This window comes from Salibacterium qingdaonense (genome assembly GCF_900114715.1).
In the GTDB taxonomy this organism is placed as follows: domain Bacteria; phylum Bacillota; class Bacilli; order Bacillales; family Marinococcaceae; genus Salibacterium; species Salibacterium qingdaonense.
In genome coordinates, this window is the sequence record NZ_FOTY01000032.1 from 1 (window position 1) to 24,694 (window position 24,694).

Sequence of the window (24,694 nt, forward strand, 5' to 3'; positions counted from 1 at the left end):
GAGTTCCTGCAGGGTTTCTATACGTGCGCGTTCAAATGTGCTAAGGTGTTGATAGCTCATGACAGCACCTCCGTGATTTGTTTGTGTGGTAACTAACATTTTACACGAAGCTGTCATGAGCTGCTTTTTTGGGGAGGGCTCTCCTTTCCCACCCTTATGGTTAAGCCGTTCAAAACGATCTATCGTCGCTTTGAACGCCGCTTCCAAGGGTGGGAAGCAGATAAGCCGTCAAGACCTTTCGCGGCATATCCTCGTTTCACTCCGGTATTCCACGATATCTTGACGCCTCCCCCAAAACTTAAAGAGTGTTGCACTTGATATTACAATCTGTCTAATACATAAAAAGGGAGGAATCCGTCAGTGGCATCACAAGTTCACATCACATTTCCAGACGGAAACGAGAAGGCATTTGAAGAAGGCGTCACCACCGAAGAGATAGCTGCTTCGATCAGCCCGGGGCTGAAAAAGCAGGCATTGGCAGGAAAGTGGAACGGGGAGCATATTGATCTGCGCACACCGATTCATATCGATGGTGCCGTCGAAATTATTACTGTGAAAAGCGAAGAAGGGCTCCACATTCTAAGGCACAGCACCGCGCACCTGATGGCACAGGCTGTGAAGCGGCTGTTCAGCGATGTGAAGCTTGGTGTCGGCCCTGTTATTGAAAACGGCTTTTATTATGATATCGACATGCCGCATCAACTCACACCGGAAGATCTCCCGGTTATCGAAAAAGAAATGAAAAAAATCATCGATGAAAACCTGGAAGTTGTCCGTGAAGAAGTGACCCGGGAAGAGGCGAAAGAAATGTACCGGGAGGTCGGAGACGACCTGAAACTTGAATTAATTGATGACATACCTGAAGGGGAACCGGTCACGATTTATGAACAGGGAGAGTTTTTCGACCTGTGCCGGGGTGTTCACGTACCGAATACAGCGAAATTAAAAACATTCAAGCTCATGAGCATATCCGGTGCTTACTGGCGCGGCAACAGCGACAATAAAATGCTGCAGCGCATTTACGGAACAGCATTTGAAAAGCAGGCTGATCTGGACGAATACCTAAGGCAGCTGGAAGAAGCGAAAGAGCGCGACCACCGGAAGCTTGGCAAAGAGCTCGGCATTTTCTCCATCAATCAAAAGGTTGGACAGGGCCTGCCGCTCTGGCTGCCAAAAGGCGCGACCATCCGCCGCACGATTGAACGCTATATCACGGATATGGAAGAACGTCTCGGCTATGACCACGTGTATACACCGGTTCTTGGAAGCTCCGAGCTGTACAAAACGTCCGGCCACTGGGACCACTATCAGGACGATATGTTCCCGCCGATGGAAATGGACAACGAAACACTCGTCATCCGCCCGATGAACTGTCCGCATCATATGATGGTGTTTAAGAACGAATTCCACAGCTACCGGGATCTTCCCGTACGTATCGCCGAGCTTGGCATGCAGCACCGCTATGAAAAATCAGGGGCTCTCTCCGGACTGCAGCGGGTGCGCGGGATGACGCTGAACGATGCGCATATTTTTGCCCGTCCGGATCAGCTGAAAGAAGAATTCATCCGTGTCGTCGAGCTTGTACAGCATGTCTATCAGGATTTCGGACTGAATGACTACTATTTCCGGCTTTCCTACCGCGATCCGGAGGACAAAGAGAAGTATGTGGACAATGACGAGATGTGGGAAAAAGCCCAGGCGATGCTGAAAGAGGCGATGGACGGCATGAATGTCGAATACGTCGAAGCGGAAGGGGAAGCGGCCTTTTACGGACCGAAACTCGACGTTCAGGTGAAAACGGCTCTTGGTAAAGATGAAACGCTGTCGACGGTACAGCTTGACTTCCATCTGCCGGAACGCTTTGATCTTACCTATGTCGGTCAGGACGGACAGGATCACCGTCCGGTCGTCATCCACCGCGGCATTGTTTCCACGATGGAACGTTTCATCGCGTTTCTGCTTGAAGAATACAAGGGAGCGCTCCCGACGTGGCTCGCACCGGTTCAGGCGGAAGTGATTCCGGTATCGGCGGACGTTCATCTGGATTATGCCAACAAAGTACAGGATGAACTCAGAAAAGCCGGCGTCCGGGTGGAAGTGGACAGCCGGGATGAGAAAATCGGGTATAAAATCCGGGAAGCCCAGACGAAAAAGATTCCTTATATGCTCGTCATCGGAGACCGGGAAATTGAAGACAACGCCGTAAATGTCCGTCGTTACGGGCAGCAGGATTCAGAATCTGTCTCTCTTGAGAGCTTCACAACCCGGATCAAAGATGAAATTGACAACCGCCGGCTGGATTGATTGGTTCTGGTGAAAGAAAAGTGTATTGACAGTCTCCCTGTCATTTGATACATTGAATAAGTGTTTGAACAACCGAAACCAAAGCAAGCAGAAGCGCCCGCTTCTCACCTGACTGACGCAAGATGCTGTTGGCAGGTCCTGGTACTTTTTAAAGAATGATGAGCGGGTGCAGTGTGTACATTGCGCCCGCTTTTTTATGCCTCGAAAAGACCTGCTGTATCAGGAGTGATACGCAACTGGCTGCTTTGATTCGTAATTTTTTTGGAGGTGGCACATTATTCGTAACGATATGAAAGTGAATGATGGAATCCGTGCACGTGAGGTACGCCTCATTGATTCCAATGGCGAACAACTCGGGGTCAAATCGAAAAACGAAGCGTTGGATCTTGCCGAAAATGCTGAACTTGATCTTGTACTGGTAGCTCCAAATGCGAAGCCTCCGGTTTGCCGAATTATGGATTATGGAAAGTACCGATTTGAGCAGCAGAAGAAAGAAAAAGAGGCCCGTAAGAAACAGAAAACCATTGACGTCAAGGAAGTACGTCTCAGTCCAAGTATTGAAGAACATGACTTTAATACGAAGCTGAAAAATGCCCGTAAGTTTTTATCAAAAGGCGACAAGGTCAAAGCGGCTATCCGTTTTCGCGGCCGTATGATCACGCATTCTGATATTGGTAAAGAAGTACTCGACCGGATGGCCAAGGAATGTGAAGATATCGCAACGATAGAAACGAAGCCCAAGATGGAAGGGCGCAGCATGTTCTTAATGCTTGCTCCGAAACCGGAAAAAGAATAGTACTTCGTTTAAACACAATGAATGACACTGAAGGAGGAACAACCTATGCCTAAAATGAAAAACCACAGCGGGGCGGCAAAACGCTTCAAAAAAACAGGAACGGGCCGGTTGAAGCGTCGTCACGCCTTTACAAGCCACCTATTCCGTAACAAAACAACCAAACAGAAAAAACGGTTGAGTGATGATGCGATTATGGATAAAAGCGATCATAAGCGTGTAGATACACTGCTTCCTTACAAAAGACGCAAATAATATGAAAAACGCAAAATGAAAAGGGAGGGATAGACGATGCCAAGAGTAAAACGTGGTTATGTGGCACGTCGTCGTCGTAATAAAGTTCTAAATCTAGCAAAAGGATATCAGGGTTCCCGTCATCGTTTGTTTAAAACGGCACAGGAACAGGTAATGAAATCCCTGCGGTATGCATACCGGGACCGTCGTCAGCGTAAACGTGATTTCCGCAGACTGTGGATCACCCGTATTAACGCTGCAGCGCGTCTGAACGGATTGTCCTACAGCCGTTTGATGCACGGATTGAAGCAGGCTGATATTAACATGAACCGTAAAATGCTTGCTGACCTTGCGGTGAACGACGAAAAAGGCTTTGCCGAACTCGCCGAAAAAGCAAAAGCCAATCTTAAATAAGAAAAGCGTAAGCGCCCTGAATCATTGAAGTTCGGCTAAGAACGCCACTTCCTGTGGCAACACCGAACTGACCTGCATCCTGCAGGCCCGCGACAGGTTCTGGACCGGGCGCTCCGGGCGCTGAAGCTGGATCTCATAGCGCCAATATTTAAATACTTTCTTATTTTATAAACAGAAACGGCCCGGGGTGGACCCGGGCCTGTTTTATTGGGAGTACATATCATGATATGGTTTTTAGTTTATGCTTTCATTCTGAATGTAGTTACTTTTGTTGAAGCAGGAAGAGATAAGCATCAGGCCCGTCATAAAAAGCAGAGAACTCCGGAAAGACGGTTCTGGCTTTTTACATGGGCAGGGGGGAGCGCCGGGATGCTTGCAGGCATGTACGCATTCCGGCACAAAACACAGCATATCCTTTTCAAGGCAGGGGTGCCGTTTGTGTGTGCCGTCCATATTTTTATTGTTCTTTATCTGACTGTGCTATAAATTCCCGGACGGGGCTTTTCCATTCAATAACAGCATGCGGATACTGATGCTGGATTTCTCTTTCCATAAAGGTGAAATCCTCGATTTGAAGGCCTTGCAGACGGTCTCTGTTTTTTACCCAGATGGCAGCGGAAACGATATCGAACGCGTTTTCTGTGGTACCGAGATATTTTTCCCCTTCAAACATCACGCCTTTATATGTGATGAGGAAATTTTTGCGGACATTATCAGCTTCATCCAGAAAATAAAACTGTTTCTTGTCATGGGCCAGTTCGAGTTTGCGTTTTGGATTGAGAATATATTTAATCACAGCATAAATGACAATGATGACGGCAATGAGAATCAGAGTTCGGAGCAGAAGCGCCATCTCTCATTCCTCCTCTCGCGGAGTATCCTTCTCTCGAAAAAAATGTCTTGTCTGCATTATACTATACGGAGCAGCATTGTTGTTAGTTTCATTGTAATGGAATTTGAAGGAGAAAGGAAAAGATAGAGGATGAACCAGTTGTTTGCTATTCAACGGAAGCTTGATGAAAGGATTCTCGAGGATCACAATCTGAACCGCCGGGAGATTCACGCCGAAAAGATGCTGGCTCTTCTTGTGGAAATCGGCGAACTGGCCAATGAGACCCGATGTTTTAAATACTGGAGTCAAAAACCAGCATCGGATCGGGATGTCATTGCCGAAGAATACGTGGATGGTCTCCATTTCATCTTGTCACTCGGTCTGGACGGGGGCTGGGAAGAAGTGCCGGAACCCGGCGCAGCGTCGGAAGCCGGCACGACAGAACAGTTTCACCGGGTGTACGAGGCTGCCCTAAGGCTGAAAGAAACATTCTCAAAAGAATATTTTCTTGACCTTTTCAAAACGTATTTAGCACTTGGTTATCAGCTCGGCTTTTCAAAAGAAGACATAGAAGCTGCATACCTTCAAAAAAACGAAGCAAATCATCAACGCCAGGAAGAAGGTTACTAATATTCGTTTGAGTATCTTTACATTGGGCATTATAGTAAAATGGAAAATGATGAGTCAGCAAAAGGAGGAATAAACATTGGACCAAACAACACAGATGCTGAAAGAACTAACCGATGCAAACGGCATCCCGGGCAATGAAAAAGAAGCCAGGGATGTCATGAAAAAACACATCTCCCCTTACGCAGATGACGTAACGACCGATCATCTCGGAAGTTTGATTGCCAGAAAAACAGGAAAAGCAGGAGGACCTAAAGTCATGGTGACCGGTCATCTGGATGAGATCGGCTTTATGATCACCCAGATTGATGATAACGGCTTCCTGAAGTTTCAGACGGTCGGCGGCTGGTGGAGCCAGGTGATGCTCGCCCAGCGTGTGAACGTTATGACGTCCCGGGGTAACATTACCGGAGTCATCGGATCCAAGCCGCCGCACATTTTGACAGCGGAACAGCGCAAAAAAGCGGTGGAGATCAAAGATATGTTTATCGACATCGGCGCTTCTTCCAAAGAAGAAGCGGAAAGCTTTGGAGTCAAGCCGGGTGACTCCGTCGCGCCAATCTGCGATTTTACCGTCATGAATAATGAAAAGCTGATGATGGCCAAAGCCTGGGACAACCGCATTGGCTGCGCCATTGCGATTGAAGCAATGAAACGACTGCAGAATGAAGACCATCCGAATGAACTGTACGGTGTAGGTGCGGTGCAGGAAGAAGTAGGACTGCGCGGCGCGAAAACGTCGGCGGCTAAAATTGAGCCGGATATCGGATTCGCCGTGGACGTCGGCATTGCCGGTGACACGCCGGGTGTTACAGAAAACGATGCCAAGGCGGAAATCGGTAAAGGACCACAGATTCTTGTGTTCGACCGTTCCATGGTTTCGCATAAAGGCCTGCGTGAGTTTGTGACGGCTACGGCGGATAAGCACAGCATTCCGTATCAGTTCGACGCGATGAGCGGCGGTGCCACAGACGCAGGATCCATTCACCTCACAGGCCAAGGTGTACCTAGTCTGGCTGTAACCGTTCCGACCCGTTACATCCATACCCATGCCGCTATCCTGCACAAAGATGACTTTGAGCATGCGGTACAGCTGTTTGTCGAGATCATCAAAGAACTCGGCGCCGATAAAGTGAACGAAATCACGTATGATTCGTAAAAAAAAGAAGCGCTCTCCGCCTGCTTTGGCGGGGAGCGTCATTTTTGCAGATGAAAAGGTATTTCCACTTCTTATTGAAGGCCGTCGGCTATATCACGAATAACCTGGTCTTTTTCATTGTCGGAGGCATGTTTCCAAAATACCTCAAATAACACACCGAGTCCCGGAAGCATTTTTTCCTCTCCGCTTTCGACGGCGTCCTGAATCGTCGCTTCCACCTGCTCTTCATTGTTACCCGACACATTTTGCAGTACTGCAGCACGAAGATTAAAAGACATCCATATGCCCTCCCTTTTTGTGATAAAATAATGACTAATAGGTGTAGTATGTTCATCCGGAGAAAAAATATGTAGATAGGGGATTGGGAAAAGGGAATGCCATGGAATCAAATTGACTCTGTAAAAAATCCGAAAGTGAAAAATGTAAAGCGCTTAATGAAGCGGAAATTCCGTGAACGGGAGCAGCAGTTTGTCATAGAAGGCTGGCACTTGTTAAAAGAAGCCGAAGCCCATGATGTAAAAATCACAGATGTTTTTATAGAAGAAACGAAAGATATTCCAGAAGATGTAGATGTTTCAGATCTCCCCGTTTCGCTTGTCACCGGGCAGGTGATGCAGGAAATGAGCCGGACCGAGACGCCGCAGGGTGTGGCCGCAATCTGCCGGATGCCGGAGGAAACCGTTCTGGACGTGCACACCGGTCATACGTATTTATTTATAGACGGGGTACAGGACCCGGGTAATCTTGGAACAATGATCCGGACCGCGGATGCAGCTGGTGTAACAGCGGTGATTCTCGGAGAAGGCACGGTGGATGGATATAATGATAAAGTGGTCCGGGCGACACAAGGTTCTCTTTTTCATCTGCCGGTGCTTAAAGGAGAACTCGGAGAATGGATTCAAGCCTGCCGCACGCACAAGATTCCGATCTTTGGAACGTCGGTGAATGAAGGAACTTCCCATACCGCTATCGGGGCTCAGAAAGGCTTTGCGCTTCTGGTCGGTAATGAAGGATCCGGCGTACAGCATTCCCTGCTGGACGAGACGGATCAAAATATTTACGTTCCGATATACGGAAACGCTGAATCCCTGAATGTGTCAGTGGCCGCCGGAATCCTGCTGTATCATTTAAAGCAGCCTTATTAAACACCTTGCATTCGTTTTTATTTTTTCTTATACTTATCCCATGATCATGAACGAAAAAGATGAAAAGGCTGTGAAGGAGAGTAGTACACAGGATGCCGTCACTCAGGGAGGAACCGCCGCCGACTGCAAGCGGTTCTGTGACAGGTCTGTGGAATTCGCTCCGGAGCCGGCACCGGAAACCAGCGTGGTGTCACCTGCTGGTAAGGTGTACCGGGAATCCCCGTTATCCTGTTAATCGAGTGAACCGGACGTTTCTATACGTCTATGGTTAACAAGGGTGGTACCGCGGAACCTTCGTCCCTTAGAAATAGGGACGAAGGTTTTTTTACGTTAAAGGAGGAAGAAAAACATGATTGACCGCCTGCAAGAACTTGGCAGAGAAGCGCTTGAGGAAATAAAGCAGGCAGATTCAGTGAAAGCACTGGAGTCTGTCCGGGTGAAATACCTTGGAAAAAAAGGACCGATAACAGAAGTTCTCCGCGGCATGGGACAGTTGTCGGAAGAGGAACGTCCGAAAGTCGGACAGAAGGCCAATGACGTCCGGGAAGAAATCAAGGAGAAACTGGAAGAAAAGACAGAACAGCTTGAAAAAGCGGCACTTGATGAAAAGCTGAAAGCAGAAAGTATCGATGTCACGCTCCCGGGCAAAGAAGTGAAGCAGGGAGCACGCCATCCGCTGACTGCTGTAGTGGAAGAAATTGAGGATATTTTTGTCGGTCTCGGTTTTCAGGTAACGGAAGGACCGGAAGTGGAAACCGATCAATACAACTTTGAAAAGCTGAACCTGCCGGCCGAACATCCGGCCCGTGACATGCAGGATTCCTTCTATGTAACGACCGATATGCTGCTGCGCACGCAGACATCCCCGGTTCAGGCACGCACAATGGAAACGTTTGAAGGGCAGGGTCCGGTCAAAATCGTCTGCCCGGGAAAAGTGTACCGGCGTGATGATGACGACGCGACCCATTCTCATCAATTCATGCAGATTGAAGGCCTTTATGTGGATAAAAATGTGCAGATGAGTGATTTGAAAGGAGTGCTCGAAGCCTTTGTTCAGAAATATTTCGGAGCCGACCGCAGTATCCGGCTGCGGCCGAGTTTCTTCCCTTTCACAGAACCGTCGGTGGAAGTGGACGTTTCCTGCGGCATCTGCGGCGGCAAAGGCTGCCGGGTCTGCAAGCATTCCGGCTGGATCGAAGTACTGGGAGCGGGAATGATACATCCCAATGTGCTTGAAATGAGCGGATTTGATCCGGAAATCTATACCGGTTTTGCCTTCGGTATGGGAGTGGAACGTTTTGCAATGCTGAAATACGGAATCGATGATATCCGTCATTTCTATACAAATGATATCCGGTTTTTAAACCAGTTCAAACGGGCATAAGGAGGATCTTAGCATGTTAGTTTCTTATCAATGGTTAAAAAATTATGTAGATATAGACGACCTGAGCGCAGAAGACGCTGCGGAACGGCTGACGCGGGGAGGCGTGGAAGTCGATATGCTTCACATCCGGACTGAAGGAGTGGAACACGTCGTTGTCGGTTACGTGGAAGAATGCAGCCGGCATCCGGAAGCAGACAAGCTGAGTGTCTGCGTTGTCGATACAGGCAGCGCGAAACGTACCATCGTCTGCGGTGCTTCCAACATTCAGGCCGGACAGAAAGTAGTCACAGCTGAGCCCGGCGCTGTTCTGCCTGGAGGTGTAGAAATTACCACCACCACCCTGCGCGGTCAGGAGTCTCAAGGGATGATCTGTTCCCTCCAGGAATTGGGTGTGGAGCAGAAACTTGTCGCAAAAGAATATCAGGATGGCATTTATGTTTTATCGGATGACGCAGAGATCGGGGCGGACGCCGTGGCCGAAATCGGTCTGCGCGACACCGTGCTGGAACTGGATTTGACCCCAAACCGTCCCGACTGCCTGAGCATGCTCGGTGTTGCCTATGAAATAGCAGCACTGCTCGACAGAGACATTGTTCATCCGGACACCGCACATAAAGAAAGCGCAGAACATACTTCAGGTCATGTCTCGGTTCAGGTGGATGTGCCAAAAGACAATCCTTTCTACGGCGTGAAAGTCGTGAAAAATATTGTAGTCGGTCCATCGCCGCAGTGGATGCAGAACCGGCTCACGGCAGCCGGAATCCGCCCGATCAGCAACGTGGTGGACATCACGAACTATGTGCTTCTTGAATATGGCCAGCCGCTGCACGCTTTTGATCTGGACAGGCTCGGCTCGTCGGAAATTCTCGTGCGCCGCGCGGCAGAAGGGGAAGAGATGACAACACTTGACGGGGAGACACGCACCTTGTCTTCTGAGCATATGGTCATCACAAACGGGAAAGAACCTGTCGCTCTTGCCGGCGTCATGGGTGGTGCAACGTCTGAAGTGCAGGATGACACCACAACGGTTTTGCTTGAAGCGGCGTACTTTCAGCCGGCGAGAGTCCGAAAAGCCTCGCGCCAAACCGGTATACGCAGCGAATCAAGCATCCGGTTTGAAAAAGGTATTGATTCCGGACGGGTTGAGGAAGCAGCAGAACGGGCGGCGTCGCTGCTTGAGACCTATGCCGGGGGAGAAGTGCTTCAGGGCCGTGTGGAAGTGGATCACCGTCCTTCAGAAAACAAAAAAATTGAGACGAGTGCCGGTGAGTTAAACGGTCTGCTCGGTATGAATCTTTCTGAAGACGACATATTATCGATATTCCGCCGGCTCCGTCTGCCCGCCTCTGCCGAAAATGGTGTGATTATTGTGGAAGTGCCGACGCGGCGGCCGGACCTGGAGCGGGAAGTCGATCTGGCGGAAGAAGCAGCACGACTGTACGGATATGATTATATTCCGACCACGCTTCCGTCCGGTGTGACAACACCCGGATTTTTAACAGACCGCCAGCGGCGTGAACGCCGTATGCGCCGCTTTCTTGAAAGCTCGGGGCTGAATGAAGCCCTGACGTACACGCTGACGTCCAGAGAACACAGCAGCAGGCTGCAGCTCCATACGCTGCCGGGAAAAGTGGACGTATCGCTGCCTATGAGTGAAGAACGAAGCACGATGCGCACGAGCCTTCTTCCCCAGCTTCTGGATACAGTGCAGTACAATCGGAACAGGCAGATCAACGATGCCGCAGTGTTTGAGCTGGGATCCATTTTCATAGGAGAGTCCGGCGGTGAACTGACAAAACAGCCTCAGGAAAAGACGGTTCTTGCCGCGGCTGTTACCGGATGGTGGGACACCCATCTGTGGCAGGGGGAGAAGAAAAAAGCCGATTTCTTTATCATAAAAGGTGTTCTCGAAGGATTATTTAACGAACTGGGCGTGGCTTCTGCGGTGGAGTTTGTCCGGTCCGCACATACGGAACTCCACCCCGGCCGTAGTGCCGACATCTATCTGAACGGTGTCTATGCCGGATTTACCGGGCAGCTTCACCCATCTGTTGAGAAAGAATGGGATCTCAAGGAAACGTATGTGTTTCAGCTTGATATGGATCTGATTCTTTCTTATGATGCTGTGTCTGTTTTCTATGAAACGGTGCCGCGTTATCCTGCGGTAACAAGGGATATTGCTCTGGTTGTTGATGACGGGGTGCCGGCCGGAAAAGTGGAACGTGTGATCAAAGAAGCAGGAGGAAATCTTCTGCATGATACGTCCCTCTTTGACGTATATCAGGGAGAAAACCTGAGTGCCGGAAAGAAATCTCTTGCGTTCTCCCTAGTTTACCTCGATCCTGACCGCACACTTACAGATGAAGAAGTCAGCAGGACCCACGATAATGTACTGAAACAGCTCGAAGAAGAAGTGAGCGCGGAACTTAGGAAATAAACGAACAAAGTGATGACTTGGCGAAAAGAGTCTGGGATAAAACCTGTATCAGATAAAGAATGCCGAACGATTTTTTTAATCGTTCGGCATTCTTCATTTTGGGGAGGCACCGCTGCGCCAACATACTTCGCTTTTACTCCAGAGCACAAGGGCGGCATCGAAACAACATCTGAACGGATCCGGCCGTACGGACGCAGAAAATGCGGGCGTTTGTTTGCTGTGTTCAGATTGGGGGGGGGACGGACATTCGTTGCAAAGGGGTTCTAAGGCACTTTAGGGGGAAGAGGCCCCACCCTAAAACGTCGTTGGGTACATCGCCGAAGGCACTTTATAGTACCCGGCGCGTCCATAAACGTCACTATGAATGATTCCGAAGGCACTTTAGGTGGAAAAGGACCCCCTAAAACGTCGTTGGGCATAACGCCGAAGGCACTTTAGAGGGATTGGTGCCCCGGTAAACGTCATTAGGAACGAATCGAGACGGCGTGCAGCGGAAAATGAACGGGTCGACGCAGCAAAGAGCCCGCGTCATGGCAGGAAAAGAGAGAGAAATAATCCCGAAGGCACTTTAGGTGGAAAAGAACCCCCTAAAACGTCGTTGGGTACATCGACGAAGGCACTTTATAGTACCCGGCGCGTCCACAAACGTCACTATGAATGATTCCGAAGGCACTTTAGATGGTTCCGCGCCTCGGTAAACGTCATTAGCCTGTGGAAGTACGTCACGTGCGGGCGCTGACCTGACCGCACATCCTGCGGGGACCCGCGACTCGTGCTGTTTGGAGCAGGCGTCCAAGCATGTTGACTCCGCTGCTGGACAATGGTTGAACAACGCCGCCGGACATTCGTGTTTTTCCTCCGCCTATTTTATTTTTGTCCCTGACTCTTTATTCTTTTGGCTGCACGTCTGTTTTACGCTCTTTAAACCTTTGTAAAATCCGGCAGCAGCCTATTTGTTTTTCCGCCTGCCGGAGCGGGTATACTATCAAGGAAAAAACATTTCCATTCAGAAGCGATTCTGTTATTATTATCAGTAGGTATTTTGCTGACGACAGGAGGTTTTACCCGTGGATGACGGGAACGATAAGCAGCGCACGACAGTCACCATATTCGGGCAGCCGTACACGATTGTCGGAGACGAACCTCCCGAACATGTCATGCAGGTGGCAGAACACCTGAATCAGAAAATGCGTGAATTTAAGGAACACAATCCATACCTGGATACGACCAGACTTGCTGTGTTAACAGCGCTTAATATAACGGACGATTACATCAAGCTGAAACAGTCGGTAGAAACCGACGGGCGAAATGAGAGAGAAGAGGAACGGTAATTCATGCTGAGTCTTTTGATACTCCTGATACTGGTTATCAGTTTTTTTGTCGGACTTCGGAGAGGTTTTATACTGCAGGCTATACATTTGGTGAGCTTCTTTATTGCTCTATTTGTTGCTTTTACATTTTATCATGAGCTGGCCGGGTATTTGAGATTATGGCTCCCCCATCCTGAGATTTCAACCGATGGAGACGGTATTGTCCAGATGATGGTCGCCTCGTTTGATTTGGAGGCTGTCTATTATAACGGCATTGCGTTTATCCTGATTTTTTTTGCGGTGAAAATAATTCTTCAGATTGTTGGGTCCATGCTCGATTTTGTTACGAAACTGCCGGTCCTCCGTATGGTGAACCGGTGGCTCGGCGGCATCCTATGCTTTGTGGAGACGTATCTGCTTTTATTCATTTTACTGATGACAGCAGCGCTGATGCCGATAGAGATGGTGCAGCAGGCCATTGATCAATCTACTATGGCTGACATGATGATAAATCATACTCCTTTTCTATCTGATTGGCTGAAAGCCCTTTGGATGGAAGAGGCTTAAGGAAAAAACTTCTCTATCAGCGGGAAGTTTTTTCGTACGTTGGGAAAGGGAGGAACCGAGGATGAATAAAAAAGAGGTTATCCAGGCGCTGGAAACCATTGCGGTATATATGGAGATAAAAGGAGAAAATGCATTTAAAACGTCGGCATACCGGAAAGCGGCCCAGGCACTGGAACAGGATGAACGCTCCCTTCGTGAAATAGAGACACCTGCTTCCCTGAACGGTATTGGGAAAGGCACGGCTGCGGTGATTGAAGAACTCCGGGATACAAATCAAGCCGAGGTGCTTGAAAAGCTGAAAACGGAAATTCCTGAAGGTTTGATTCCACTTCTCGATCTTCAGGGCCTGGGCGGGAGAAAAGTTGCTAAATTATATCAGGAACTTCAGATTACTGATGCCGCTTCGCTGAAGCAGGCTTGTGAGTCCCGGCAGGTCCGGGAGCTTTCCGGATTCGGAGCTAAAACAGAAGACAAAATACTTGCAGCACTCGAGGATGTGGGAAGCCGTCCGGAACGGCTTCCGGTTGCTTTTATGCTTGAAACAGCAAAAATGCTGGAAGAAAAAATAAAGAACCTGACAGATGTGAAACGCTGGGCCCGGGCCGGAAGTCTGCGGCGGATGGAGGAAACCATCAAGGATCTGGATTACATTCTTTCGGTTGAAAACCCGGATCACATCCGTAGGCAGCTGAAAGAACTGCCGTATGTATCGGAAGTGATTGCTGATGGTCCGTCCAAAGTATCGCTGGAATTGGCTCTGTCCTATCCGATTCAGATTGATTTTCGTTTAACGCATGACGATGCCTTTGCGACGACCCTGCATCATTTTACAGGTTCCAAAGACCACAATGTTCAGATACGCCAGATTGCAAAGAGCCGGGGCGAACGCGTGAGTGAATACGGCATAGAAAACCTGGAAAGTAAAGAGGTAACCTCTTTTTCGTCTGAGGAAGATTTCTTTCATTATCTCGGTCTCTACTATATTCCTCCGGAGGCAAGAGGAGGTACAGGTGAAACAACAACATACCAGCAGCCGTATAAAACGGTAGAACGAAGCGATATTAAAGGGGACCTTCACATGCACACCACGTGGAGTGACGGAGCTCTGTCGGTGCAGGAAATGGCTGAAGAAGTTCGAAGCCGCGGTCATGAGTGGATGGCGGTAACGGATCATTCCAAATTTCTGCAGGTGGCGCACGGTCTGGATGAAGAACGTATTCTCCGTCAGATAGAGGAGATCCGCCGCGTGAATGATCAATATGAGGACTTCACTGTACTGGCTGGTATTGAAATGGACATTCGTCCTGATGGGACGCTGGATATTGAAGATGACGTACTGTCCCGGCTTGATGTGGTGATTGCCTCGATTCATTCTTCTTTTTCCCAAAGCCGCACCGATATTATGAAACGTCTCGATGCTGCGCTGGAACATCCATCAGTTCATATAATCGCTCACCCGACCGGCCGTTTAATCGGACGGAGAGAGGGTTATGATGCTGACATGCAGACACTGCTCGAAAAGGCGGCGGAGACAGGGACGGCACTGGAACTGAATGCCAATCCCAACCGCCTTGATTTATCCGCGGCCTGGCTGCGCAAAGCTGCGGATGCTGACACCATGATTTCCATCAATACGGATGCACACACACCGGATATGCTGGATCATATGGAGATAGGAACTGCGTCTGCAAAGAAAGCACTGCTTCAGAAAGAACAAATAGTAAATACAAGAAATATAGAGGAACTGCGCGCTTTTTTACAGGGGAAACAGGAACGCACAAAACATTGAAACCTGCCCTGTTACAGCTTGTGTGGAAAGGATGACCGGGCATGAACGAACGCGTACGCCGCGTACTGGAATATGACAAGATGAAAGAACAGCTGAAAAATCATGTGGCGTCCACCCTGGGACGAAAAAAAGTGGAAGCACTTGAGCCCTTTACTGAACTTACAAAAGCGGAGGAAGAATTGAACCGCACAGAAGAAGGGGCCAAAGTACTTCGTCTGAGAGGACAGGCTCCACTTGGGGGAATTACGGACATTCGAGCCCATTTGAAACGAGCTGAGATCGGCGGAACGTTAAATGCCGGTGAACTGCTGGAGACCGCCGACACGATTTACGGCGGGCGGCGCATGAAGAAGTTTATCGAAATGATGGTGGAAGAAGAGATTGAACTGCCGCTTCTTGCGGAACTGGCCGGGCCGATTGCCCCGCTTTCCGACCTGGAACGTGAGATCAAACAGTCGATTGATGATCACGGGGAAGTACTGGATGCAGCAACCCCCGCCCTGCGCAGTATCCGCCAGAGAATACGGGGAATGGAAGCCGATATTCGTTCCAAGCTGGAGCAGATGACCCGCTCTTCGCAACAGAAAAAACTGTCGGATGCGATTGTTACCATCCGTAATGACCGCTACGTTGTTCCGGTGAAACAGGAATATCGTTCTTCTTTCGGAGGGATTGTTCATGATCAGTCGTCTTCGGGGGCTACGCTTTTTATCGAACCCCAGTCCGTTGTAACAATGAACAATCAGCTTAGTGAATCAAGAGTACAGGAACGCCGGGAAATCGAAAGAATTCTAAAAGAGCTCTCGGAACGAGTGCAGGGGGCTGTGGATCAGCTCCTTGAAAATCTGGATTACCTTGCGGAACTTGATTTTCTTTTTACGAAGGCGTATTACGCGAATCAACTGCAAGCATCCCGTCCGCATTTGAACGGCAGCCGGCGGCTCCGCTTCAAGGAGGCAAAGCACCCTCTTTTGGACAGCGGTGAAGTGGTACCGATTGATGTAGAGCTTGGAACAACATTTTCGTCGCTTGTTATTACCGGGCCGAACACCGGCGGTAAAACGGTAACACTGAAAACGGTAGGTCTGCTTACGCTCATGGCACAGTCGGGGCTGTACCTGCCGGTGGAAGAAGAGTCAGAAGCAGCAGTGTTTTCCAATGTGTACGCCGATATCGGGGATGAGCAGTCGATTGAACAGAGTTTGAGTACGTTTTCTTCCCATATGACCAATATTGTTGAAATTCTTGATTATGTGGATAAAGAGAGTCTGGTGCTGTTCGATGAAATCGGCGCCGGCACGGATCCAACCGAAGGCGCCGCTCTGGCCGTCTCGATTCTCGATTATGTGTACGCAAGTGGTGCCAGACTGGTGGCAACCACCCACTTCAGCGAACTTAAGGGCTATGCCTACAACCGGGAAGGTGTCATGAATGCAAGTGTCGAATTTGACGTGGAAACCCTGAGTCCAACGTACCGGCTTCTTATCGGTATGCCGGGGCGGAGTAATGCCTTTGCGATATCGCGCAGGCTGGGACTCGGAGAATCCATCATTGAGGCGGCAGAATCGGAAGTTCACGAGGATACCCGCCAGGTGGAAAATATGATTACTTCACTCGAAGAGAAAAAGCAGGCTGCCGAAGATGAACTGAACGAAGCCAGGAAGACGCGTGAGGAAGCAGAGCAGCTGCATCGTGAACTGGAACAGAAGCTCCAGGAAATGGACCGGAAAAAACAGGACGTCATTTCTTCTGCCGAAAATAAAGCACAAAAAGAGCTTGAAAAAGCCCGCGCACAGGCCGATGATATCATTAAAGACCTTCGGGAGCTTCAAAAAGAAGGACATCAGGTAAAAGAACACGAATTGATTGATGCCAGAAAACGGATGGAACAGGCAGCTCCGGATTTAAGCAAGCGGCAGCAGCAGATCAAAAAACAGGCGGACAGCGAGCGGACCTTTCATCCCGGAGACGAAGTGAAAGTACTCAGTTTCAACCAGCAGGGACAGGTCCTTGAGAAAAAAGGGGATAAGGAATACCAGGTGCAGCTTGGGATTATGAAAGTGAACGTCAAAGCTGACGATATGGAAAAAGTCAAGCAGGAGCCAGTCCATCAACCTTCCCGCCCCGTAACCAACGTGTCGGCAAATAATTCCGTGAAACCGGAACTTGATTTGCGCGGGGTGCGCTACGAGGATGCCATGCAGAAAGTGGAAAAATATCTCGATGAAGCAGTACTCGCCGGTTATCCACAGGTTCATATCATACACGGCAAAGGCACGGGCGCGCTGCGTAAAGGTGTTAAAGAACTCCTGAATAAACATCCCAGTGTCACAGAAGCCAGAGACGGCGGAATGACCGAAGGCGGGATCGGCAATACCGTCGCCCGTTTGAAATAAAGCAGGAGAAGGTTTCATAGGAGAGGCGGATGATATGGAAAATCTGATGCAGAACCCATTTGTAGAGACAGCGGCAAACTTCAGCGTGGCTGTTCTTTCCCTTATCGTTTTTTTGACAGTTTTTGAGACTATCACTTCTTATAAAAATTGGGAAGAAATAAAGAGTGGAAACATGGCGGTGGCTCTTGCGACAGGCGGGAAAATATTTGGAGTGGCAAATATTTTCCACTTTTCGATTGAACACAATGATGCCATATTGACGATGGTGCTGTGGGGCACGCATGGTTTCGTTCTGCTCGTGTTCAGCTATGTAATGTTTGAATTTTTGACCCCGATGTTTAAAGTCGATGAAGAGATCAAGTCAGACAATCGTGCTGTCGGCTTGATTTCATTTATCATTTCCGTTGGAATGTCATTTGTAATCGGTGCCGGTATCCTGTAGTAACATGCTGACCCGGGGGGAGGAAAACGGACGTGGAACGTTTAGCGAAAATCTTGATTGCATGCTGTGTTCTTTTTGTGCTGTCGGGAGCGGTCTATCTGTTGTTTTTTTCTTGAATCAGCGAACCTTCTATCATAAGATGTTACAGATATGTTTTTTAACCAGCTTGTCCGGGTAATATAATTGCAGTTGAGCAGTTTATTCGCAACAGAACAATCCGGGTGCTATAATACCAACAGTATCAAGTTATGAAGACTAAAGGAGGACCATTATTATGGCAATAGTAAACGTATCCGACCAGGACTTCACAGAACAAACGTCTGAAGGAGTTGTACTCGCAGACTTTTGGGCAGACTGGTGCGGTCCATGTAAAATGATCGCTCCTGTTCTGGAAGAAATTGATTCAGAAATGGGAGATCAAATCAAAATCGCGAAACTCGATGTGGATGAAAACCAGGAAACAGCAGGAAAATTCGGCGTTATGAGTATCCCAACGCTGCTTCTTTTCAAGAACGGTGAAGTGGTGGAACAAATTACCGGATTCCAGCCGAAAGAACAGCTGGAAGAAGTGCTGAACAAACATTTATCCTAAAACGAACGAAACTGCTGATGTCCGCGTCAGCAGTTTTTTTCGACCAGGAGGGCAGTGTCATGCCGGTAAAGCTGAAACGAATATATGAGGAAGCAGACAAACAGGATGGGTACCGTGTGCTGGTGGATAATGTCTGGCCGAGAGGAGTTTCCAAAGCAAAGGCGGAACTTGATGACTGGGCAAAAGAAGTACCCCCAAGTAAGTCTCTTCGGAAATGGTTTCATCACGATGAAGAAAAATTCGATTCGTTTGCCGGGTACTACGAAGAAGAACTGCAAAATGACGAGGACGCACAGCGAAAGATAAAGGAACTTGCAGATAAAGCTGTTTCAGAGACTGTCACTCTACTGTTTGCAGCGCGCAATGAAACCCATAACCATGCGGTGCTTCTAAAGCAGTGGATCGAAGAAAAGAGGTGAAGTCCTTGTCCGACATCAAGGAAAAACTGGCGGTTCTGCCGGCACAGCCGGGCTGTTATTTAATGAAAAACAAGCATGGCACCATCATTTATGTCGGCAAAGCGAAAGTGCTGAAAAACCGGGTGAGATCCTATTTCACAGGTTCGCATGACGGCAAAACCCAACAGCTTGTTGCAAATATTCATGATTTCGAATACATTATCACCTCTTCCAATATAGAGGCGTTGATTCTTGAAATGAACCTCATTAAAAAGCACGAACCGAAGTTTAATGTCCTTTTAAAAGATGATAAATCCTACCCTTATTTGAAAATTACAAACGAAGAGCATCCACGTCTTATTACGACACGCAAAGTAAAAAAAGACGGCGGCCGGTATTTTGGACCGTATCCGAATGCCATTGCTGCAAATGAAACGAAAAAACTGCTGGACCGGCTTTATCCGCTGAGAAAGTGCCGGACAATGCCGGACCGGGTCTGTTTGTATTATCATATCGGACAGTGCCTTGCCCCGTGTGAATTTCATGTGCCGCAGGAGAGAAACAAGCAGCTCGTGCAGGATATGGTCCGCTTTTTGAACAACGGCCATCAGGATGTGAAAAAAGATCTTCAGGAAAAAATGTACGAAGCCTCGGAGGAAATGAATTTTGAGCGGGCAAAAGAATTGCGCGATCAAATCCAGCATATTGATGCTGTCATGGAAAAGCAGAAAATGACAATCAATGATGGGCAGAACCGGGACGTGTTCGCGTATGCCTATGATAAAGGCTGGATGTGTGTGCAGGTCTTCTTTGTGCGGCAGGGCAAACTGATTGAACGCGATGTTTCGACGTTCCCGTTTTATCAGGACCCGGAAGAAGATTTCCTTACATTTCTCGGTCAGTTTTATCTGAAAGAAGACCATATCAAACCACGGGAAATTCTGCTGCCGCAGGAAGTGGATAAAGAAATGGCAGAGCAGCTCGTCGACGTAAAAACCCAGCAGCCTCAACGAGGACAAAAACGAGAACTGGTACGGCTCGCTTCCCGGAATGCCGAACAGGCACTGTCGGAGAAATTTCAACTGATTGAACGTGATGAAGAGAGAACGGTCCGTGCCGTGGAAGATCTCGGAGAGAAAATGAACATTGATACACCGTACCGGATTGAAGCTTTTGACAACTCCAACATTCAGGGAGCGGATCCGGTATCGGCGATGGTAACGTTTTTGGATGGGCGTCCGTACAAGAAGGATTACCGGAAATATAAAGTGAAACAGGTGGAAGGTCCCGATGATTACGCTTCCATGAAAGAAGTTATCCGCCGCCGTTATGTGCGGCTGCTGAAAGAAAAAGCGGAACTGCCTGACCTGATTTTGATTGACGGCGGCAAAGGACAGCTGAGTGCGGCGAAAAGTGTACTCGAAGATGAACTCGGACTACTCGTGCCGGTAGCCGGATTGTCCAAGGATGAAAAGCATAAAACATCCGAGTTGATCATGGGAGACCCGGTGGAAGTGGTACCGCTGAAGCGTAACAGTCATGCGTTTCACCTGCTGCAGCGGATTCAGGATGAAGTGCACCGGTTTGCCATTACCTTTCACCGCCAGACCCGTAAAAAGAATATGTTCACATCTATCCTTGATGATGTGCCGGGTGTCGGGGAGAAACGAAAGACCCAGCTTCTCCGCCATTTCGGATCTGTTAAAAAGATGAAGGAAGCAACGATCGAAGATTTCCGGGGCATCTCTATTCCCGATAACGTGTCGCGCGAATTAATGAAGCGTCTTGAAGAAAAAGAGTAAACGTACCACAGAATGAACAGAAAAAAGTCCATGAATTATGTAAAAACATCCATTCCTCCTTGGGTGTTTTTTATTTTATCATATTAGTTGATAATGATTTTCAATATCATTTAAGGGAGGGCAGCAGAGGCAAATTTTCATAAGTTAAAATAGGGGGAGTAAAAATGAATACCACAATAATCTGGAATCCAAAAGTAATGGTATCAGCAATTATCAGTCTTATTTTGGCAGGATGGCTTACCGCGGCGGTACAGGCCTCGGAATCTGAAGGGAATGAAGCAGAAGCAGTGAATAAAACAGCGATCAGCAGTGTTCAGGCTTTAAATCACGGAGGGAGTGTGATTGAAGTAACATTCACCCGTCAGGTGGAGTCATTCGACCGCTTTGATGTACAGGTTGTACACGACGTTTCGCGGGAGAGAAAAGGGGTGAAAAGAGTGGATATGAATGAAGACGGGACCGGCGCTGTCCTTCATATGTACCGCTCCGCCGAACTGGAACACCTTCAGGATTATACAATGAAAATACAGATCGGGAAAGAGACATTGACGAATCACGTTCACCGGACACAATTCATGGATGGAGGGAAGATTGAGAACATGGATGCCGGCGACGTAAAAGAACGGCAGGTAACACTGACATCGGGAGAGGAATCAAAAACACTAACGGTGCCGGATGGGCTGGATCTCATCCATGCCTTTAATAAAGACATGCATGTCAAAATAAACGGCAGGAATGAAATGGTATCGTACGAAATGGTATCCGAAGAAGAGCTGGACCGTGATGATTCCTTTGTTGGTCAATTCGATATGCCGTATCATCTCCTTGTAGAGAAGAAACAGGGGACTACGGTGACGGGAGTGAGTCAAGAGCTGGACCTTGCTTCTTTTCTGATTGTGAAAAACAACGAAAGAATAACGTTGGATGATGTGAAGCAGGGGGACATGCTCTTGTTTAATGAAGATGAAGGTGTTGCTGAAGTTTACAATCAAACACTAAACGGTCCTCTCGAAAGAATCTTTGAAGAATCCATTGATATGAATGGAAGCAATTATGAGTATGCGGGTTCGTTTGTGGAAGCGGATGGGGATACAACGTCCTTTGATTCGGATGTGGCAGAAAACCTGAAAGGCTCGGTTACAATGTATCTGAATCCGGATGATTCGATCCTCGCTGTAACAACAAAGTAACGGTACATGAGGTAGAAGGCGGCCCTTTGTAGAGAGGTCGTCTTTTGTCAACATAAGCTGTACAATGTACAATTGTAATTGATTATCATTATCAACTGAGAAATGTCAGAAAAAAGGGGTCAAGTATGGGGATGCTGCATCATGTATTCGATATAACAGACATTCAGGCCGAAAAAATGACGAACACGTTTTGGTGGACCGGGACCAGCGGAAAGCCTGGTGACTCGGTTGTTATGTATATAATCGATGGCAGGGGAAAAGTGTCCCGGGAGGAAACCAACGTCGACATGAAAAAAGGGGATGGCATTCAAGCTCTCAACCATCACACCGGTGGATTATACATCATTCCGCAACCGTATGCCCATATACTATTTGTAACCTTCACTGCAGCCCGGGTATTCCAAAAAGACGGGAAGTGGTGTGTGGAACAGAAAAAGATCCCGGACGAAGCAGAAGAGCTGGAGAAAATGCTGCATCCACTGGCCGGGTATTATCTAAACAAGCTGCATCAAATGTGGGCGGAAAACCAATCAGATTATTCACAGATTGTTCCTTATTTTCATCATGTGATGGAAGAGATAGAGCAGGCGCAGATATCCGAAGAAAAAAGCGCTGAATGCGGGATAAAAGCAGCCCGGCATTATATTGATCATCATTTTCATGATGACATCCCGGTGCAGAAGCTGCTGTCCTGCTCAACACTGAGCAGTTCCGCGTTCTACAAAGGTTTTAAGTCCTATACAGGAAAAACACCGCGGCAGTATATTATACATAAACGAATGAAAGAGGCCGGCCGACTGCTGCAGAGTACGTCGATGCCCATTTTCAGGGTGGCACAGGAAGTGGGATATGAAGACAGTTACTATTTCAGCCGTCTCTTTAAACAATACAGCGGTTTATCTCCGCAGGAATTTCAAAAGAGATGCAGACGCGATGATTCACAGGTATCGTTAGAGAATCAAAGGTGGTAGTCTGGAAATAAGAAACAGGGAAGGAAATCAGAAAGAGAGGATGACAGAAGTCTTTGAAACGACAAGTGGTATGCGTACTATTTTTTCTATTTATTTCCGGGTGCAGCCAGAATCAGGATCAATCTTTTTCGGAAGTAACGATGAAACAAGCACAAACCGTAACAGAAAATTTCATCAGCCAAATGGTAGTAGAAAACGGAGTATATATGTATTTGGGCGAAAAGAACAACTACCTCTTTCTAAACGGTGTTGCCCCTGATGAAAATAATAAAAATACCATCTTCAGCAGTGTCGTGTCTGAAACAAAGGGAAACAAGCTGAACATTTATTATGAAACAGAGAATGTTACAAAGGCTGAAGATAATGAAGAAGCCGGCTTTCAAAGACTCTACCGTCTGCCTCCGAATGATTCTTACTCTACAATTCAAATCATTGAAAATGGCAGAGAGGTACCGATTGACACCATTTATGCGTCTTAAATAAAAATGAGAACGGTTTGAAGAGAAGGTTTTCATTCCGTTTTTTTGTTGTTTATTTGTCTTACAATTCAAATTAATAAATAAATAATTAATAACGCTTTTATAAGCTTTTAGGTTAGAGGGGAGGGGGCAGATTGAGTAAAGATACAGGCCCGATAAAGATGGAATCCGTCGGTGACACCAGTAGAAGATGAGCATTATGAAGAACTGAAAGCAGTATTGAAAGCTGCATTGAAAAAGTATCCGCCAAATCGCGAAGTGACACTTTAAAAAATAGAAATATTTATCGGAAGGGGTATTATGGCTGTCAAAACATTTGACGAATTTTCCAACTACATAAACGGAGGATGGGTTCCTTCGAGCACAAAGGAGGGCGTAACAAACAGAAATCCGGCTGACCTAAACGATATTGTCGGCAGTGTGCAGAAATCTTCGGCTGAAGATCTGGAACAGGCTGTAACAGCGGCTTCCTAAGCTAAAAGAGAGTGGAGAAAGCTCTCAGGTGCCGAAAGAGGAAACTATCTGTACAAAGCAGCTGATCTAATCGAAAGCCGTAAAGAAGATATAGCACAGTGTATGACCCGTGAAATGGGAAAGATCGCATTCCAACAATCACTTTGACATTTCGCTTGCGATGTTCACCCATGTGGCTGCGGCAGCCCCGGGCCCAATTACAGCCATCGACACCCACTGGATCTGGCAGGACGGCCAGCGGCTGACAAAAAAGCCGTTCTCAATCACAGGCGGAAAAATAACCGTTCCGGATAAGCCGGGGCTTGGCATCGATGTAGATATAGAAAAAGTGGAAGAAGCCCATGCCCTGTATAAAAAAATGGGCCTGGGCGCCAGAGATGACGCGGCAGCGATGCAGTATTTGATACCAGGCTGGACGTTCGATGCCAAACGCCAATGCTTAGTCCGGTAAATTCAGTATAAGGATTATATAAACCCGAACGACGCCCGCGGATATCGTTCGGGTTTTTTGTGCTGCAGGAGTGTCCGTCATAAGGTGTTTTGCTGATACTAACCGTCTGATTCCGTATGATAGTGGACATTGCTGATTCAAAGGAGCGCTGTCTCCACTTAGGTAACCGAAAAAAGGAGCATTCCTGTTAGGGGAAAATGTGGGTTTTGAACAAAAAAGAGCCCCCTTGGTATAGTACGGAGTGTCCGATGAAAAATCATCGGCCTCTAACCCAATAGAACCAAGGAGGACTCACCATGTATTATACGCAAAATGAAAAACTCACGCAAATCACCTCTAACACCCTCATTATTGGCGTAGATATCGCGAAAAACAAACAGGTGGCTCGTGCTTTCGATGACCGCGGCTTTGAATTTGGAAAACGAACCAGCTTCTCCAATGATAGAGAAGGCTTCGAAGCTTTTCTACGGTGGGCAGCCATGCATCAGGAAAATCATCACAAAA

Annotated in this window: 23 protein-coding genes, 3 pseudogenes and 2 other annotated features; of the genes and pseudogenes, 24 read left to right on the forward strand and 2 right to left on the reverse strand. The window is 47.9% G+C overall.

The genetic code is table 11. From position 1 onward, the window contains the following. Positions 1 to 360: 360 nt before the first annotated feature. From thrS to BM058_RS18925, 5 genes are all read left to right on the forward strand, one after another. Positions 361 to 2,304, forward strand: a complete 1,944-nt coding sequence (thrS, locus tag BM058_RS15620; RefSeq protein ID WP_090928193.1) for a threonine--tRNA ligase — start codon at positions 361 to 363, stop codon at positions 2,302 to 2,304. A 79-nt stretch (positions 2,305 to 2,383) separates the two neighbouring features. Next, positions 2,384 to 2,508, forward strand: a sequence feature (ribosomal protein L20 leader region). An 85-nt stretch (positions 2,509 to 2,593) separates the two neighbouring features. Continuing rightward, complete coding sequence (gene infC / locus BM058_RS15625; RefSeq protein WP_090928195.1) at positions 2,594 to 3,100, forward strand: translation initiation factor IF-3; 507 nt, start codon at positions 2,594 to 2,596, stop codon at positions 3,098 to 3,100. 45 nt (positions 3,101 to 3,145) lie between these two features. Further along, positions 3,146 to 3,352 carry a 50S ribosomal protein L35 gene (gene rpmI / locus BM058_RS15630; RefSeq protein WP_090928197.1) on the forward strand — a complete coding sequence of 69 codons (207 nt, stop codon included), beginning with the start codon at positions 3,146 to 3,148 and terminating at the stop codon, positions 3,350 to 3,352. Positions 3,353 to 3,388: 36 nt separating this feature from the next. Further along, entirely contained in the window at positions 3,389 to 3,745 is a 357-nt protein-coding gene (gene rplT, locus BM058_RS15635; protein WP_090928199.1) for a 50S ribosomal protein L20, read from the forward strand. Between the two features lie 222 nt (positions 3,746 to 3,967). Beyond that, positions 3,968 to 4,231, forward strand: coding sequence for a DUF1294 domain-containing protein (locus BM058_RS18925; protein WP_090928201.1), 264 nt, complete (start codon positions 3,968 to 3,970; stop codon positions 4,229 to 4,231). On the opposite strand, the gene BM058_RS15645 is transcribed toward BM058_RS18925, so the two are convergent. After that, positions 4,203 to 4,598 carry a sigma-w pathway protein ysdB gene (locus tag BM058_RS15645; RefSeq protein ID WP_090928203.1) on the reverse strand — a complete coding sequence of 132 codons (396 nt, stop codon included), beginning with the start codon at positions 4,596 to 4,598 and terminating at the stop codon, positions 4,203 to 4,205. The two genes, BM058_RS18925 and BM058_RS15645, sit on opposite strands and share 29 nt — an antisense overlap. Before the next feature lie 129 nt (positions 4,599 to 4,727). Here BM058_RS15645 and BM058_RS15650 point away from each other — a divergent pair, with 129 nt between their 5' ends. Further along, a complete protein-coding gene (locus BM058_RS15650) occupies positions 4,728 to 5,207 on the forward strand; it encodes a dUTP diphosphatase (RefSeq protein WP_090928205.1) in 480 nt (159 codons plus the stop codon). A 94-nt stretch (positions 5,208 to 5,301) separates the two neighbouring features. After that, positions 5,302 to 6,363 (forward strand): M42 family metallopeptidase, encoded by a 1,062-nt coding sequence (locus BM058_RS15655; protein ID WP_090928239.1) that lies wholly within the window; start codon positions 5,302 to 5,304, stop codon positions 6,361 to 6,363. Between the two features lie 71 nt (positions 6,364 to 6,434). Here BM058_RS15655 and sspI read toward each other — a convergent pair whose 3' ends face one another. Beyond that, positions 6,435 to 6,641 carry a small acid-soluble spore protein SspI gene (sspI, locus tag BM058_RS15660; RefSeq protein WP_090928207.1) on the reverse strand — a complete coding sequence of 69 codons (207 nt, stop codon included), beginning with the start codon at positions 6,639 to 6,641 and terminating at the stop codon, positions 6,435 to 6,437. Between the two features lie 96 nt (positions 6,642 to 6,737). Here sspI and BM058_RS15665 point away from each other — a divergent pair, with 96 nt between their 5' ends. From BM058_RS15665 to BM058_RS18670, 17 genes and pseudogenes are all read left to right on the forward strand, one after another. Continuing rightward, a complete protein-coding gene (locus tag BM058_RS15665; protein WP_090928209.1) occupies positions 6,738 to 7,508 on the forward strand; it encodes a TrmH family RNA methyltransferase in 771 nt (256 codons plus the stop codon). A 61-nt stretch (positions 7,509 to 7,569) separates the two neighbouring features. Continuing rightward, positions 7,570 to 7,813, forward strand: a binding site (T-box leader). Positions 7,814 to 7,857: 44 nt separating this feature from the next. Then, the gene (gene pheS, locus BM058_RS15670; RefSeq protein WP_090928211.1) at positions 7,858 to 8,892 is read left to right on the forward strand and encodes a phenylalanine--tRNA ligase subunit alpha; all 1,035 of its coding nucleotides are present in this window, start codon (positions 7,858 to 7,860) and stop codon (positions 8,890 to 8,892) included. Positions 8,893 to 8,905: 13 nt separating this feature from the next. After that, positions 8,906 to 11,329 (forward strand): phenylalanine--tRNA ligase subunit beta, encoded by a 2,424-nt coding sequence (gene pheT, locus BM058_RS15675; protein WP_090928212.1) that lies wholly within the window; start codon positions 8,906 to 8,908, stop codon positions 11,327 to 11,329. A gap of 1,067 nt (positions 11,330 to 12,396) precedes the next feature. Beyond that, on the forward strand, positions 12,397 to 12,660 hold the full coding sequence (gene zapA / locus BM058_RS15680) for a cell division protein ZapA (RefSeq protein WP_090928214.1): 264 nt from the start codon (positions 12,397 to 12,399) through the stop codon (positions 12,658 to 12,660). A gap of 3 nt (positions 12,661 to 12,663) precedes the next feature. Continuing rightward, entirely contained in the window at positions 12,664 to 13,206 is a 543-nt protein-coding gene (locus BM058_RS15685) for a CvpA family protein (RefSeq protein WP_090928216.1), read from the forward strand. 61 nt (positions 13,207 to 13,267) lie between these two features. Further along, entirely contained in the window at positions 13,268 to 14,995 is a 1,728-nt protein-coding gene (gene polX, locus BM058_RS15690; protein WP_090928218.1) for a DNA polymerase/3'-5' exonuclease PolX, read from the forward strand. Positions 14,996 to 15,036: 41 nt separating this feature from the next. Then, positions 15,037 to 17,391 carry an endonuclease MutS2 gene (locus BM058_RS15695; protein WP_090928220.1) on the forward strand — a complete coding sequence of 785 codons (2,355 nt, stop codon included), beginning with the start codon at positions 15,037 to 15,039 and terminating at the stop codon, positions 17,389 to 17,391. Positions 17,392 to 17,425: 34 nt separating this feature from the next. Then, complete coding sequence (locus BM058_RS15700; protein WP_090928222.1) at positions 17,426 to 17,833, forward strand: DUF350 domain-containing protein; 408 nt, start codon at positions 17,426 to 17,428, stop codon at positions 17,831 to 17,833. Positions 17,834 to 18,107: 274 nt separating this feature from the next. After that, on the forward strand, positions 18,108 to 18,425 hold the full coding sequence (gene trxA, locus BM058_RS15705; protein WP_090928224.1) for a thioredoxin: 318 nt from the start codon (positions 18,108 to 18,110) through the stop codon (positions 18,423 to 18,425). A gap of 59 nt (positions 18,426 to 18,484) precedes the next feature. Then, positions 18,485 to 18,844, forward strand: a complete 360-nt coding sequence (locus tag BM058_RS15710; RefSeq protein WP_090928226.1) for a DUF488 domain-containing protein — start codon at positions 18,485 to 18,487, stop codon at positions 18,842 to 18,844. A 5-nt stretch (positions 18,845 to 18,849) separates the two neighbouring features. Continuing rightward, positions 18,850 to 20,625, forward strand: coding sequence for an excinuclease ABC subunit UvrC (gene uvrC / locus BM058_RS15715; RefSeq protein ID WP_090928228.1), 1,776 nt, complete (start codon positions 18,850 to 18,852; stop codon positions 20,623 to 20,625). Between the two features lie 164 nt (positions 20,626 to 20,789). Then, positions 20,790 to 21,815: a hypothetical protein gene (locus BM058_RS15720; protein WP_090928230.1), complete on the forward strand. Its 1,026-nt coding sequence runs from the start codon at positions 20,790 to 20,792 to the stop codon at positions 21,813 to 21,815. A 125-nt stretch (positions 21,816 to 21,940) separates the two neighbouring features. Then, positions 21,941 to 22,786: a helix-turn-helix transcriptional regulator gene (locus tag BM058_RS15725; RefSeq protein ID WP_090928233.1), complete on the forward strand. Its 846-nt coding sequence runs from the start codon at positions 21,941 to 21,943 to the stop codon at positions 22,784 to 22,786. Positions 22,787 to 22,839: 53 nt separating this feature from the next. Beyond that, positions 22,840 to 23,265, forward strand: a complete 426-nt coding sequence (locus BM058_RS15730) for a hypothetical protein (protein WP_090928235.1) — start codon at positions 22,840 to 22,842, stop codon at positions 23,263 to 23,265. A 300-nt stretch (positions 23,266 to 23,565) separates the two neighbouring features. Next, positions 23,566 to 23,862: pseudogene (locus BM058_RS18930) on the forward strand (aldehyde dehydrogenase family protein); the annotation flags it as partial. A 1-nt stretch (position 23,863) separates the two neighbouring features. Next, positions 23,864 to 24,190, forward strand: a pseudogene (locus BM058_RS15740) (enolase C-terminal domain-like protein); the annotation flags it as partial. A gap of 296 nt (positions 24,191 to 24,486) precedes the next feature. Next, positions 24,487 to 24,694, forward strand: a pseudogene (locus BM058_RS18670) (IS110 family transposase); the annotation flags it as partial.